Source organism: Roseateles sp. So40a (genome assembly GCF_048081605.1).
Classification (GTDB): domain Bacteria; phylum Pseudomonadota; class Gammaproteobacteria; order Burkholderiales; family Burkholderiaceae_C; genus Roseateles.
The window spans coordinates 5,153,184-5,165,826 of record NZ_CP182288.1; the positions used below are offsets into that span (position 1 = coordinate 5,153,184).

The window sequence follows — 12,643 nt, forward strand, 5'->3', positions numbered from 1 at the left end:
TCGCAACAAGGCGTAGCAATCGTGGTGGCGCTCTTTCGCGCCGAAGCCCAGGCCTCGCAGCAGCAGGCCTGGTTGGGATCGGTGCAGCTGCATCGGCCCGCCACCTTGCGATGGCTGAGCATCCTGGCGCTGGGCGGCGTGGTCGCCGTTGGCGCATTCCTGTTCAGCACCGAATACACCCGCAAGGCCCGCGTCAACGGCCTGCTGGTGCCCGAGCGCGGCGTGATGCGGCTGAGCGTGCCGCAAAGCGCGACCGTCGTGGCACGGCCCGTCCAGGATGGGCAGCAGGTGCGCGAAGGCGATGTGCTGTTCGTGCTGTCGCTGGACAGCGCGAACCCCACCGGCGACAGCCTGTCCCGGACCTTGCGTGAACGCGAGCAGTCGCTGGGCGCCGCGCAGGCGCAGCAGCGGGAGCTCTCGACGAGCCAGGCGGCGTCGCTGAAGGCGCGCATCGCCACGCTCACATCGACACTGCAGCAGGCGGAGACCGAGCTGCAGCTGCATGCCCAGCGCGAGGCGCTGGCGCAGCAGAGCCTGGGCCGACTCGAATCGCTGGCGAAAGACCAGTACGTGTCGAGTGCCCAGGTCCAGACCAAGCGGGAGGAGTTGCTTGGTTTGCAGGCCCAACGGCAGGCCCTCGCGCGCGAGCGCGACAACCTGCAGCGGGAGGCGTTGGGCCTGCAGGCCGAGCTGCAGGCGATCCCCCTGCGCGCTCAAGTGCAGCAGGGGGAACTCGCGCGCGACATCGCCGCGCTGCAGGCGCAGGGCGCCGAGAACGAGGCGCGCCGCCGGCTCGTGCTGCGCGCGCCCAGCGACGGCCAGATGAGCACCGTGCTCGCCGAGCCCGGCCAGGTCGTGCAGGCGGGCACCCAGCTCGCCGCGCTGCTGCCGGCCCGCACGCCGCTTCAAGCGCATCTCTACGCCCCGTCCAGCGCCGTCGGCTTCCTGCGTCCGCATCAGGCGGTGCGGCTGCGTTATCAGGCCTTCCCGTACCAGAAATTCGGTCAGCAGGATGGTGAGGTGCTGCAGGTCTCGCGCACGCCGCTGCAGGCCGCGGAGCTCGCGCAGCTGGGCCTGCCCGCCGCGATGGCGCAAGGCGAGCCGATGTACCGCATCACCGTGCAGCTGCAGCGCCAATCCGTCGAGGCCTACGGGCAGGACCAGACGCTCAGCCCCGGTATGCTGCTGGAGGCCGACGTGCTGCTCGAGCGGCGCCGTCTGATCGAATGGATCTTCGAACCGCTGCTGAGCCTCGCCCGCCGTGTCTGATGCCTCTTCCTCCGGCGCGCCGCAGGGCTCGCCGCCGCCGGTCCCCGGTCTGTCCTCGGGACTGCTCTCGCGGCTGAACCTGGGCTGGCGTCGACGCCGCCCCGTCATCCTCCAGACCGAGGCCGCCGAATGCGGCCTGGCCTGCCTGGCGATGGTGGCCGCGGCCCATGGCCAGCGCTGGACGCTGGGCGAGCTACGCGATCGATTCAACATCTCGATGCAGGGCCTGACGATGGCCACGATGGTGCGCATGGGCGCGCAGCTGGGCCTGACCGCCCGCGCGCTGCGCGCCGAGCCCCACACGCTGCACAAGCTCCACACGCCCAGCATCCTGCACTGGGACTTCAACCACTTCGTCGTGCTGGACCGCGTCGACGGCGACCGCGCGGTGATCCTGGATCCCGCGCTGGGCGAGCGCAGCGTGCCGTTGGCGGAGCTGTCCAAGCACTTCACCGGGGTCGCGCTCGAGCTGCGCCCCGGCATGGACTTCGCGCCCAAGGCCGCCGCGCCCGCGCCGAAGTGGCGCCAACTGCTGGGCCATGTGAGCGGGCTCAAGCGCTCGATCGCGCAGGTGCTGGCGCTGGCGCTCGGACTGGAACTGCTCGGCCTGCTGGCGCCCTTCCTGCTGCAATGGACGGTGGACGGCGTCATCGTCAGCGCCGACCGCGACCTGCTGGTCACGCTCGGCATCGGCTTCGCGCTGCTCGTGCTGTTGCAGGTCGGCGTGGGGGTGCTGCGCTCGTGGGCGGTGATGATCCTGTCGGCGTCGCTCAACCTGCAGTGGCTGTCCAACGTGTTCTCGCACCTGCTGCGCCTGCCGCTGTCCTGGTTCGAGAAACGCCATCTGGGCGACATCTGGTCGCGCTTCTCCAGCGTGCAGGAGATCCAGAAGACGCTGACCGGCAGCTTCATCGAGGCGATGCTCGACGGGCTGATGGTGATGCTGACGCTGGCCATGATGGCGCTGTACAGCGGCCGTCTGACCTTGATCGCGCTGACCGCGGTGGGCGGCTACGCGCTGCTGAGATGGGCCTGCTTCAAACCGCTGCGCGCCGCGCAGGAAGAAGCGCTGACCCACGAGGCGCGCCAGAACTCGCACTTCCTCGAATCGCTGCGCGGCGCGCAGGCGATCAAGCTCTTCAACGCGCAGGCCGATCGCGGCGCGCGTTTCGCCAACCTGATCGTCGAGCAGATGAACGCGTCGCTCACCGGGCGCAAGCTCGAGCTCGGCATGACGCAGGGCAACAAGCTGCTGTTCGGGCTGGAACGCGTGGCCATCGTGGGTCTGGGCGCGATGCTGGTGCTGGACAAGGAACTCTCGGTGGGGATGCTCTTCGCGTTCCTCGCCTACAAGGACCAGTTCAGCCAGCGCATCGCCGGGCTGATCGACAAGGTTGTCGCGCTGAAGATGCTGCGCCTGCAAGGCGAGCGCCTGGCCGACATCGTGCTGACCGCGCCGGAACCCGACCTCGACGCGCCCGGACGCGCCGTGCCCCGCGAGGCGGCGCTGGAACTCGACGCGCTGCGCTTCCGTTATGCCGACGGCGAACCCGAGGTCATCGCCGGCTGCACGCTGCGCATCGAGCCGGGCGAATCGGTCGCGATCGTGGGGCCGTCGGGCTGCGGCAAGACCACGCTGATGAAGCTGATGCTGGGCATCCACGCGCCGCAGCAAGGCGAGATCCGCATCGGCGGCGTCGCCCTGCCCCAGCTCGGCACGCATGCCTGGCGCGAGCGCATCGGCACGGTCATGCAGGACGATCAGCTCTTCGCCGGCAGCATCGCCGACAACATCAGCTTCTTCGACCTGCAGGTCGACCCCGAGTGGGTGCGCGAATGCGCGCGCCGCGCGTGCGTGCTCGAGGACATCGAGGCGATGCCGATGCGCTTCCAGACGCTGATCGGCGACATGGGCTCGAGCCTCTCGGGCGGTCAGCGCCAGCGCATCCTGCTCGCGCGCGCGCTGTACAAGCGGCCCCAGTTCCTGTTCCTGGACGAGGCCACCAGCGCGCTGGACATCGAGCGCGAGCGCCAGGTCAACACGAGCCTGCGCCACCTTTCGCTGACGCGCATCGTCATCGCGCATCGGCCGGAAACCATCGCGGCCGCGCAGCGTGTCGTCAGCCTGCAGGGCGGCCGCGTGGTGCAGGACCTGCGATCGGTCCAGCACCGCTGAGCCTGAACCTCGCGCTCAATCCGGCTTGATCTTGGCGCGGGTCACGACCTGCTTCCAGCGCTGCTGTTCCTGCGCGATGAACGCGGCGAACTGCGCGGGCGTGTTGCCCACGGCCTCGGCCGCATCGTGGCTCAGGCGCTCCTTGGCCGACACCGACCGGATCGCCTTGGCCGACTCCACGGCGAGCTTCTCGACGTTGGCGGGTGCGAGGTTCGCCGGCGCGCACAGCCCATACCACTGCGTCATCTCGAAGCCGGGGAAGCCCTGCTCCGCCACGGTGGGCACATCGGGCAGCTGGGGCAGGCGTTCCTTGGAACCCGTGGCCAGGCAGCGCAGCTTGCCCGCCTTGATGAACTGCATGATCGCGGGCGCGCCGACCGACGCGGCTTCGAGCCGGCCCGCCAGCAGATCGGTGAGCTGCGGCCCCGTGCCGCGGTAAGGCACGTGCAGGATGAAGAGGTCGGCGACCATCTTCAGATATTCCATCGCGAGGTGTCCGGCGCTGCCGTTGCCCGCCGATCCGTAGCTGAACTTGCCCGGGTTCTTGCGCACGAGCGCGACCCACTCCTTGAGCGTCTTCGCCGGCACGTCCGGATGGACAACGTAGAGGCTGGGCACCTTGGCCAGCAGGGTGATGGGCTTGAAGTCGCGGTTGGGGTCGTAGGGCAGCTTGTCGTAGATGTACGGGTTCACCGCCAGCGTGCCGATGTGGCCGAGGATCAGCGTGTGCTGGTCCTCCGCGCGCGCGACCTCGACCATCGCGATGTTGCCGCCGCCACCGGGCTTGTTGTCGACGTAAACCGACTGGCCGAGCGTCTTGGTGAGCTCCGCGGCGGTGGCGCGGGCGACGATCTCGCTGCTGCCGCCGGGCGCGAAGGGCACCACGAGGCGCACGTTGCGCGAGGGCCAGGCGGTCTGCGCGAAGGCGCTCATCGGCGCGCCGAACGTGGCGCCCGCGGCGCCGAGCGCGGCGGATTGGAGGAGGAAGCGGCGGCGGTCCTCGTCGGTGGGGGTCATGCGGTGTCTCCGATGTGGTCTTCTGGAAACACCGACTCTACGGCGGCGCGCTTTCAGCGCGCTGTCGGTCCGCGGGGCGCGGTCTCCTCCTCCATCCAGCCCAGCCAGCGCATGGCCTGCTCGCGGGAATCGCCGCACATGTCCTCGGAAGGCGGCAGCGAGCCGCAGACCTCGGGGCGATCCGGGTGTCCGAAGATCTTGCAGCGCAGCGCGTCGTCAAGCTGGATGCAGCGCACGCCGGCCGGTTTGCCCTGAGGCATGCCAGGGATGGGGCTGCTGATCGACGGGGCGATGCAGCAGGCGGCGCAGTGGGGGCGGCAGTTCATGGAGCCGGTGATTGTCCCGCTCTCCCATGCCCCTGAAGCAGTGACTTATCCACAGGCCCGCGTAAAATCGCGCCCTTCCCTCATCTGAACGCCAGCCGGCTGTCCATCGCCTGAACCGCGCTCCGCGCGCGTCGCCGATGGCCTCGATCGTCGAGACCGCCGAATCCGCTGGACGCCTTGCCATGCTTTATCCGAAAGAGTTCGACGTGATCGTGGTCGGTGGCGGCCATGCCGGCACCGAGGCCGCGCTGGCCGCCGCCCGCATGGGCGTCAGCACGCTGCTGCTGACCCACAACATCGAGACCCTCGGCCAGATGAGCTGCAACCCGTCCATCGGCGGCATCGGCAAGGGCCACCTCGTCAAGGAAGTCGACGCGCTGGGCGGCGCCATGGCCGCCGCCACCGACGAGAGCGGCATCCAGTTCCGCATCCTCAACGGCTCCAAGGGCCCCGCCGTGCGCGCCACCCGCGCCCAGGCCGACCGCATCCTCTACAAGGCCGCGATCCGCCATCGGCTCGAGAACCAGCCCAACCTGATGCTCTTCCAGCAGGCCGTCGATGACCTGATGGTCGAGGGCGATCGCGTCGTCGGCGCCATCACCCAGTCCGGCCTGCGCTTCCGCGCGCGTGCCGTGGTCCTCACCGCCGGCACTTTCCTCGATGGCCGCATCCACATCGGCCTGGACAACTACGCCGCCGGCCGCGCCGGCGACCCGCCCGCGGTGTCGCTGTCGGGCCGCTTGAAGGAACTCCGGCTGCCACAAGGACGCCTGAAGACCGGCACCCCGCCCCGCCTGGACGGCCGCACCATCGACTTCTCCAAGTGCGAGGCACAACCCGGCGATCTGGACCCGGTGCCGGTGTTCAGCTTCATGGGCAATGCCGCTCAGCACCCGAAGCAACTGCCCTGCTGGACGACCCACACCAACGAGCGCACGCACGCGATCATCCGCTCCGGTTTCGACCGCAGCCCGATGTTCACCGGCGTGATCGAAGGCGTCGGGCCGCGCTACTGCCCGTCCATCGAGGACAAGGTCAATCGCTTCGCCGACAAGGACTCGCACCAGATCTTCCTGGAGCCAGAGGGCCTGACCACGCACGAGTACTACCCGAACGGCATCTCGACCTCCCTGCCCTTCGACATCCAGCTCGCCGCGGTCCAGTCCATCCCCGGCCTGGAGAACGCGCACATCCTGCGCCCCGGCTACGCGATCGAGTACGACTACTTCGATCCGCGTGAACTGAAGTCCAGCTTCGAGACTCGCGCCATCGGCGGCCTGTTCTTCGCCGGACAGATCAACGGTACGACCGGATATGAAGAGGCGGCCGCCCAAGGTCTGTTCGCGGGGCTGAATGCTGCGCTTCAGGTCCAGGGCAAGGATGCCTGGCTGCCGACCCGCGACCAGGCCTACCTAGGCGTGCTGGTGGACGACCTGATCACCAAGGGCGTCACCGAGCCGTATCGCATGTTCACGAGTCGCGCCGAGTTCCGTCTGCAGCTCCGTGAAGACAACGCCGACATGCGCCTGACCGAAGCTGGCCGCCAATTGGGCCTGGTGGACGACGCGCGCTGGGGTGCCTTCAACCGCAAGCGCGATGCTGTTTCACGTGAAACACAGAAGCTGAAATCGACTTGGGTGAATCCCAACATCCTGCCTGCGGCCGATGCGGAACGTCTGGTCGGCAAGGCCTTGGAGCGCGAGTACAACCTGATCGACCTGCTGCGCCGACCGGGCGTCACCTTCGACACGATCTCGGAAGTCGCCGCGATCGCTCGGCCCGAAGCGGGCGTGTCGCGCTCGACCTTGTCGGACGCCTTGGGCACGGACCTCGCGAACGCGGTCATTGAGCAGCTCGAGGTCGGCGTGAAGTACGCCGGGTACATCAGCAAGCAGCAGGAGGACGTCGCACGCGCGTCCAACTACGAACACCTGAAGCTCCCCGAGGACCTGGACTACGGCCTGGTCACCGCCCTCTCCTTCGAGGCCCGCCAGAAGCTGAACAAGCATCGTCCGGAGACCCTGGGCCAAGCGTCCCGGATCTCGGGCATCACACCGGCGGCGATCTCGCTGCTGCTGATCCACCTGCGCAAGGGCCGCTTCAAGGGCTTCACCGAACAGGATGCCGCAGCGGAACCCTCCGCCGCCTGATCGCGCCGAGCCAGCGGACCACCGTCCGCGCGGACTCGCCTTCGCCACCGTTTCCTCGCCACTCTGTTGATGACCGACCTCCGCGCCCGACTCGCCTCCGCCGCCCAGACCCTGGACCTCGGCCTGAACGATCAGCAACTCGACCAGTTGATCGCCTACCTCGGGCTGCTGTCGAAGTGGAACAAGGTCTACAACCTGACGGCCGTCCGCGATCCGGAAGCGATGCTGACCCAGCATCTGGTCGACAGCCTCAGCCTCATTCCGCCGCTGCGCCGCCATGCGGCCGGTCAGCCGCTGCGGCTGATGGACGTCGGCAGCGGTGGTGGCCTGCCAGGCGTGGTCATCGCCATCTGCGATCCGAGCATCGACGTCACCTGCGTGGACACCGTCGGCAAGAAGGCCTTCTTCATCGCCCAGGTCGCCGCCGAGATCGGCGTGCCCAACCTGCATGCGGAGCACTCGCGGGTTGAGCAGCTCAAGACGGCACCGTTCGATGTGATCACCTCGCGGGCGTTCGCGTCGCTGGCCGACTTCACCGAATGGACCCGGATGCACCTGAAGCCGGGCGCCGTGTGGGCCGCCATGAAGGGCCAGCATCCCGCGGAAGAACTCACCGAGCTGGCGAAACGAGCACCGGATCTGTCGGTGTTTCACGTGGAACAGCTGCAAGTTCCTGGGCTCGACGCGCAACGCTGCCTGCTCTGGATCCGTCCCGTCGGTTAAGCTCCGCCCCTCTCCCCGAGCTCGTCTTCCACGTCGTCCCAGCATTCATGGCCAAGATCTTCTGCGTTGCAAACCAAAAGGGTGGCGTCGGCAAGACGACCACCACGGTGAATCTGGCCGCCGGTCTGGCGAAGGTGGGGCAACGTGTCCTGGTGGTCGACCTTGATCCGCAAGGCAACGCCACGATGGGCTCGGGCATCGACAAGCGCGCGCTGTCGCTGACCGTCTATGACGTGCTGCTGGAGTCCGCTACCATCGCCGAGGCCAAGCAGCGCAGCGAGAAGGCGGGTTACGACGTGCTGGGCGCCAACCGTGAACTCGCGGGCGCCGAGGTGGAACTCGTGGAGCTGGAACGTCGCGAGCAGCGCCTCAAGACCGCCCTCGCCTCCGCCGCCGAGGATTACGACTTCATCCTGATCGACTGCCCCCCGTCGCTGTCGATGCTGACCTTGAATGGCCTGTGCTCGGCACACGGCGTGGTTGTGCCGATGCAGTGCGAATACTTCGCGCTGGAAGGCCTGACCGACCTGGTCAACACCATCAAGCAGATCCACGCCAACCTGAATCCGGACCTGCAGATCATCGGTCTGCTGCGCGTGATGTTTGATCCGCGCATCACGCTGCAGCAGCAGGTCAGCGAGCAGCTCAAGGCGCACTTCGGCGACAAGGTGTTCGACACCGTCATCCCGCGCAATGTGCGTCTGGCCGAAGCCCCCAGCTACGGCCTGCCGGGTGTCGTCTTCGATGGTGGCTCCAAGGGCGCGCATGCCTTCATCGACTTCGCCAAGGAAATGGTGAAGCGCGTCGGCGCGATGCGCTGAGCGCCGCCGCGCGATGTCGCCGGAGCTCGAGGCCCTCGCTCGCCGTGCGGAACTGGCCGGCTTGAATGCGGCCTCGGCGCCACGTGAAGCGCGCGTAGAGGGCTGGCTGCTGCGGCTCTCCCCCGGAAAGGCGAAACGCTCCCGCTGCGTCAACGCGCTGGCGGGGGGCTCGCTTCCCCTGGAAGAACTGTTGCGCCGTTGCCGCATCAGCTTCGAGCAGGCGGGCCTGCCCCTGATCCTGCGCCTCACCCCGTTCAGCCAACCCGCAGACCTCGACGATCGCCTGGCCGCGATGGGTTGGACGAGCTTCGATCCGGCGGACGTGATGGTGCTGCCCTCGCTGGAAGCCTTCGCCGACGGACCCGGGCCCGCGACCAGCGATGAACTGACGCCGCTCTCGCCCGCCGACTACGCCGCGCTGATCGGCGCGCTGCGGGGCTCGAGTCCTGAGGAAATCGACGGCCACGCCCGGCGTCTCGCCGAGGCCAGCGTGCCGCATCAGGCTTTCAAACTGGAGCGCGACGGGGTGCTGCTCGCCTGTGGACAGGTGGCGATCGACCGGCCGTCAGCGACGCCTGGAGAAGCAGCCGCACCGATGGCCGGACTCTTCGACATCTTCACGCCCGAGGACCAGCGCGGTCAGGGCCACGGGTATCGCTTGTGCGCCGCGCTGCTGGCCCAGGCGGCCCGCCAGGGCGCCTCGACGGCGTATCTGCAGGTCGGGGCTGAGAACGCCTCCGCGCAGCGCCTGTACGCCCGTCTGGGCTTCCTGCAGGCCTATCGCTACCACTACCGCAGCGACGACCCGCGCGCCTGGAGTTGAGCGCTCGCCCGGGTGGGCCTCAGGCCATCAATCCCGCGCCTGCCAGACCTTCAGCAGCGTGTGGCGGGTGAAGCCCGGCACGTAGTCGTGCACATGGCTGATGCAGGCGTAGCCGAGGTGCTCGTAGATCTCGGCGACATCGTCGAGCAAGGTCTCGATCAGCGCATCGACGCAACCGCGCTGCAGCGCCATCGCCTCGAGCTGGCGCAGGCAGTCCCCACCCAGCCCCTGACCGCGATGGTCCGCGTCCACCCACAGGTAGTTGACGTAGAGCCGTTGGAACTCGGTGCGGCCGTAGCCGCCGGCGATCAGCGTATCGCCGTCGTAGAGCGCCACGGCGATGTCCCGCGCGTCGCTGCCCTGCGCCTGCTGGCGGCCATGGGTGGTGACGCCGTCGCGGATGGCCTCGAGATCGGCGGGAGAGACCGCGCCATCCCGGCGCCAGTCCCTGCCCTGCTGCTGGACGGGCATCCGCCGCGTCAGATGTTGTTGACGTCCGGACCGGTCAGGCCCAGCGACTCGTCCACGCCCAGATGCACGTTCATGCTCTGGACTGCGGCGCCGCTGGCGCCCTTGCCCAGGTTGTCCAGGCGAGCCATCACGAGGATCTGCTGCTCGCTGCCGAACACGAACAGGTCGACATTGTTGGTGTCGTTGCAGGCCTGCACGTCGAAGAAGCCGGTGGCCAGCGTGTCCTCGTCGCGCAGCGGTTTCACGTGGATGAAGCGCTCGCCCTCGTAATGCGCGGCCAGCGCGTCGCGGACCTGCTGTGGCGTCGTGCCGGCGCGCAGCTGGCTCAGGTGCAGCGGCACGGTGACGGCCAGGCCCTTGTAGAACTTCGCCACGATGGGCATGAACACCGGCGCGGTCTTCAGGCCGGTGTGGGCCATCATTTCCGGCAGATGCTTGTGGGCCAGGCCCAGCGCATACGGCCGCGGCGCGTCGAGCTTCGAATTTCCGCCCGCCTCGTACTCCGCGATCATCGACTTGCCGCCGCCGGAGTAGCCGGTGATCGACGTCGCGGTGATCAGCGCGTCCGGCGACAGCAGCCCGGCGTCCACCAGCGGACGCACCGCCAGGATGAAGGCGCTGGCGTGGCAGCCGGGGTTGGCGATTCGCTTGGACTCGCGGATCAGGCCGCGCTGGCCCTTGCTCAGCTCGGGCAGGCCGAAGGCCCAGCCCGGGACCGTGCGATGCGCCGTGCTGGCGTCGATCAGGCAGGTCTTGGGGTTCGTGATCATGGCCGCCGCCTCGCGCGAGGCCGCATCCGGCAGGCAAAGGAAGGCCACGTCCGCAGCATTGAGCAGGCGGGCGCGCTCGGCGGAATCCTTGCGCTTGTCGGCGTCGATGCGCAGCACCTCGATGTCGGCGCGCTGCGCCAGATATTCATTGATGCGCAGGCCGGTCGTGCCTTCCTGCCCGTCGACATACACCGCGTACTTCATCGCCGCTCCTGCAAAATCCGCTGCCGCCGGGGCCCGTCCCCGATGGCGTCCAAGAAAGCGCGAAGCATAAGGCCAACCGATGTCCAGCCCCACCATTGCGATGAATGACCGCCCCGTCTACCTGCTGCCGGGCTGGCTGAACTCCGACCCCGATCACTGGCAGAGCGAATGGGAGCGCCGCCACGGCGACGTGCGTGTCGAGCAGAACGACTGGGAATGGCCGCGCCGCGGCGACTGGATGGCGCGGCTGGACGAGGTGCTCCAGAACGACGCCCGGCTGGATGCCACGCCGGCGCTGCTCGTGGCGCACAGCCTGGGCTGCCAGCTGGTGGCGAGCTGGGCGCAGCATTCGGCGCACACGGCCCGCGTGGCGGGCGCGCTGCTGGTGGCGCCGCCCGACACCGAACGCGAGGACATGCCTCCGCAGCTGCACAACTGGCAGCCGATCCGCCGGCCCCGCCTGCCCTTCCCGGCGATCGTGGTCGCGTCCAGCGACGACCCCTTCTGCCGGCCCGAGCGCGCCGCCGGCATGGCCGCGGACTGGGGCGCGGAGTTCATGATCGCGGGCGCGCTGGGTCACCTCAACACGGCGTCAGGCCTGGGCGCCTGGCCCGAAGGCCGGGCGCTGCTCAAACGGCTGGCCGACTGAGCGCCGGAATCACGGAGAATCGCGCCCCATGGCGACAAAGAAACCCAAGGGCCTGGGCATGGGCCTGGAGGCCCTGCTCGGCCCCAAAGTGAGCGGCGCACCGGCGGTGCGCGAAGGCGAACCCGGCGTGCTGCCGCTGGCGCAGATGCAGGCCGGCAAGTACCAGCCGCGCACCCGCATGGACGAGGGCTCGCTCTACGAGCTCGCGGAGAGCATCAAGGCGCAGGGGATCATGCAGCCGATCCTGGTGCGTCCGATCGCGCCCAACGGCGCGGTCCGCTACGAGATCATCGCGGGTGAACGCCGCTTCCGCGCCGCCCGCCTGGCCGGGCTGGCCGAGGTGCCGGTGCTCGTGAAGCCGGTGCCCGACGAGGCCGCCGCGGCGATGGCGCTGATCGAGAACATCCAGCGCGAGGACCTCAACGCGCTGGAAGAAGCGCAAGGCCTGAAGCGGCTGGTCGACGAGTTCGGCCTGACCCACGACCAGGCGGCGCAGGCGGTCGGCCGCTCGCGCAGCGCGGCGTCCAACCTGCTGCGGCTGCTCAACCTGGCCGAGCCGGTGCAGAACATGCTGATGGCCGGCGACATCGACATGGGCCACGCGCGCGCGCTGCTGGCCCTGGACGGCGCCCATCAGATCACCAGCGCCACCGAGATCGCCGCCAAGAAGCTGAGCGTGCGCGACGCCGAGAAGCTCGTGCAGCGCCAGCAGGGCGCGGGTCGTCAGGCCCCCTTGTTGCGCGTGAAGGCCAACAAGAGTCGCGACGTGTTGCGGCTGGAGGAAGAGCTCTCTGATCTGCTGACCGCGCAGGTCGAGATCCGCGTGAAGAAGAAGACCAAACGCGGCGAGCAGGGCGAGCTGGCGATCAGCTTCGGCTCGCTGGACGAGTTGAACGGCTTGCTGCAAAAGCTGCGGCCGACCGGCGCCGACGAGTGATTCGTCGCAGCGGCACCGCCCGCTGATCAATTCGCAAGGATGGCACGCGGGATGCGTGCTGTCTTCTGCGTACTTCCCACAGGTGCCCCACATGCGGGGGCCGTCAACGGCAATGCTTCACAGACGTTGCCTGAGGGAGTACAACGGGGTCACGTCTTGCTATCGCGCATCGCTCTTGATGGGCGTAGCATGGACCCGCAAAGCCGCACCGCCCACGAGGTTGTCGATCGGGACCTCACACCAGACGGCGGACTTTGAGCCAGCATGGGCTGGTCGTTTGCTGATGACTTGCTGAGCCCGGAAAGCT

At 68.5% G+C, this 12,643-nt stretch carries 13 protein-coding genes; 9 read left to right on the forward strand and 4 right to left on the reverse strand.

All coding sequences use genetic code 11. The annotated features are described in order from the left end of the window. Nucleotides 1-21: 21 nt before the first annotated feature. Nucleotides 22-1,269, forward strand: coding sequence for an HlyD family secretion protein (locus ACNI65_RS23515; protein WP_416759816.1), 1,248 nt, complete (start codon nt 22-24; stop codon nt 1,267-1,269). After that, nucleotides 1,262-3,445 carry a peptidase domain-containing ABC transporter gene (locus tag ACNI65_RS23520; protein ID WP_416759817.1) on the forward strand — a complete coding sequence of 728 codons (2,184 nt, stop codon included), beginning with the start codon at nt 1,262-1,264 and terminating at the stop codon, nt 3,443-3,445. The genes ACNI65_RS23515 and ACNI65_RS23520 overlap by 8 nt, the downstream gene beginning before the upstream one ends. A 15-nt stretch (nt 3,446-3,460) precedes the next feature. Here ACNI65_RS23520 and ACNI65_RS23525 read toward each other — a convergent pair whose 3' ends face one another. Then, entirely contained in the window at nt 3,461-4,462 is a 1,002-nt protein-coding gene (locus ACNI65_RS23525; protein WP_416759819.1) for a Bug family tripartite tricarboxylate transporter substrate binding protein, read from the reverse strand. Nucleotides 4,463-4,515: 53 nt separating this feature from the next. Further along, nucleotides 4,516-4,788: a YkgJ family cysteine cluster protein gene (locus tag ACNI65_RS23530; RefSeq protein WP_416759821.1), complete on the reverse strand. Its 273-nt coding sequence runs from the start codon at nt 4,786-4,788 to the stop codon at nt 4,516-4,518. Between ACNI65_RS23530 and ACNI65_RS23535 the strand changes: the two genes are divergently transcribed. From ACNI65_RS23535 to ACNI65_RS23555, 5 genes are all read left to right on the forward strand, one after another. Then, on the forward strand, nt 4,730-4,876 hold the full coding sequence (locus tag ACNI65_RS23535) for a hypothetical protein (RefSeq protein WP_416763710.1): 147 nt from the start codon (nt 4,730-4,732) through the stop codon (nt 4,874-4,876). The genes ACNI65_RS23530 and ACNI65_RS23535 overlap by 59 nt on opposite strands. A 94-nt stretch (nt 4,877-4,970) precedes the next feature. Beyond that, nucleotides 4,971-6,938, forward strand: a complete 1,968-nt coding sequence (gene mnmG / locus ACNI65_RS23540; RefSeq protein WP_416759822.1) for a tRNA uridine-5-carboxymethylaminomethyl(34) synthesis enzyme MnmG — start codon at nt 4,971-4,973, stop codon at nt 6,936-6,938. Nucleotides 6,939-7,007: 69 nt separating this feature from the next. Next, nucleotides 7,008-7,661, forward strand: a complete 654-nt coding sequence (gene rsmG, locus ACNI65_RS23545) for a 16S rRNA (guanine(527)-N(7))-methyltransferase RsmG (RefSeq protein ID WP_416759824.1) — start codon at nt 7,008-7,010, stop codon at nt 7,659-7,661. A gap of 47 nt (nt 7,662-7,708) precedes the next feature. Further along, nucleotides 7,709-8,482, forward strand: a complete 774-nt coding sequence (locus ACNI65_RS23550; RefSeq protein ID WP_416759826.1) for a ParA family protein — start codon at nt 7,709-7,711, stop codon at nt 8,480-8,482. A 13-nt stretch (nt 8,483-8,495) separates the two neighbouring features. Further along, entirely contained in the window at nt 8,496-9,305 is an 810-nt protein-coding gene (locus ACNI65_RS23555) for a GNAT family N-acetyltransferase (protein WP_416759827.1), read from the forward strand. A gap of 27 nt (nt 9,306-9,332) precedes the next feature. Here ACNI65_RS23555 and ACNI65_RS23560 read toward each other — a convergent pair whose 3' ends face one another. Both ACNI65_RS23560 and argC read right to left on the reverse strand, forming a co-directional pair. Continuing rightward, nucleotides 9,333-9,776: a GNAT family N-acetyltransferase gene (locus ACNI65_RS23560; protein WP_416759828.1), complete on the reverse strand. Its 444-nt coding sequence runs from the start codon at nt 9,774-9,776 to the stop codon at nt 9,333-9,335. Between the two features lie 8 nt (nt 9,777-9,784). Beyond that, nucleotides 9,785-10,750, reverse strand: a complete 966-nt coding sequence (gene argC / locus ACNI65_RS23565) for an N-acetyl-gamma-glutamyl-phosphate reductase (protein ID WP_416759830.1) — start codon at nt 10,748-10,750, stop codon at nt 9,785-9,787. A gap of 79 nt (nt 10,751-10,829) precedes the next feature. Between argC and ACNI65_RS23570 the strand changes: the two genes are divergently transcribed. Together ACNI65_RS23570 and ACNI65_RS23575 are read left to right on the forward strand one after the other, a co-directional pair. Next, complete coding sequence (locus tag ACNI65_RS23570; protein WP_416759831.1) at nt 10,830-11,399, forward strand: RBBP9/YdeN family alpha/beta hydrolase; 570 nt, start codon at nt 10,830-10,832, stop codon at nt 11,397-11,399. Nucleotides 11,400-11,427: 28 nt separating this feature from the next. Continuing rightward, a complete protein-coding gene (locus ACNI65_RS23575; protein ID WP_416759832.1) occupies nt 11,428-12,336 on the forward strand; it encodes a ParB/RepB/Spo0J family partition protein in 909 nt (302 codons plus the stop codon). Nucleotides 12,337-12,643 lie beyond the last annotated feature (307 nt).

Coding starts and splice junctions, on each gene's coding strand:
- ACNI65_RS23525 (WP_416759819.1), bottom strand. CDS start 4,462: ATGACCCCCACCGACGAGGACCGCCGCCGCTTCCTCCTCCAATCCGCC.
- ACNI65_RS23535 (WP_416763710.1), top strand. CDS start 4,730: ATGGGGCTGCTGATCGACGGGGCGATGCAGCAGGCGGCGCAGTGGGGG.
- ACNI65_RS23530 (WP_416759821.1), bottom strand. CDS start 4,788: ATGAACTGCCGCCCCCACTGCGCCGCCTGCTGCATCGCCCCGTCGATC.
- mnmG (WP_416759822.1), top strand. CDS start 4,971: ATGCTTTATCCGAAAGAGTTCGACGTGATCGTGGTCGGTGGCGGCCAT.
- rsmG (WP_416759824.1), top strand. CDS start 7,008: ATGACCGACCTCCGCGCCCGACTCGCCTCCGCCGCCCAGACCCTGGAC.
- ACNI65_RS23550 (WP_416759826.1), top strand. CDS start 7,709: ATGGCCAAGATCTTCTGCGTTGCAAACCAAAAGGGTGGCGTCGGCAAG.
- ACNI65_RS23555 (WP_416759827.1), top strand. CDS start 8,496: ATGTCGCCGGAGCTCGAGGCCCTCGCTCGCCGTGCGGAACTGGCCGGC.
- ACNI65_RS23560 (WP_416759828.1), bottom strand. CDS start 9,776: ATGCCCGTCCAGCAGCAGGGCAGGGACTGGCGCCGGGATGGCGCGGTC.
- argC (WP_416759830.1), bottom strand. CDS start 10,750: ATGAAGTACGCGGTGTATGTCGACGGGCAGGAAGGCACGACCGGCCTG.
- ACNI65_RS23570 (WP_416759831.1), top strand. CDS start 10,830: ATGTCCAGCCCCACCATTGCGATGAATGACCGCCCCGTCTACCTGCTG.
- ACNI65_RS23575 (WP_416759832.1), top strand. CDS start 11,428: ATGGCGACAAAGAAACCCAAGGGCCTGGGCATGGGCCTGGAGGCCCTG.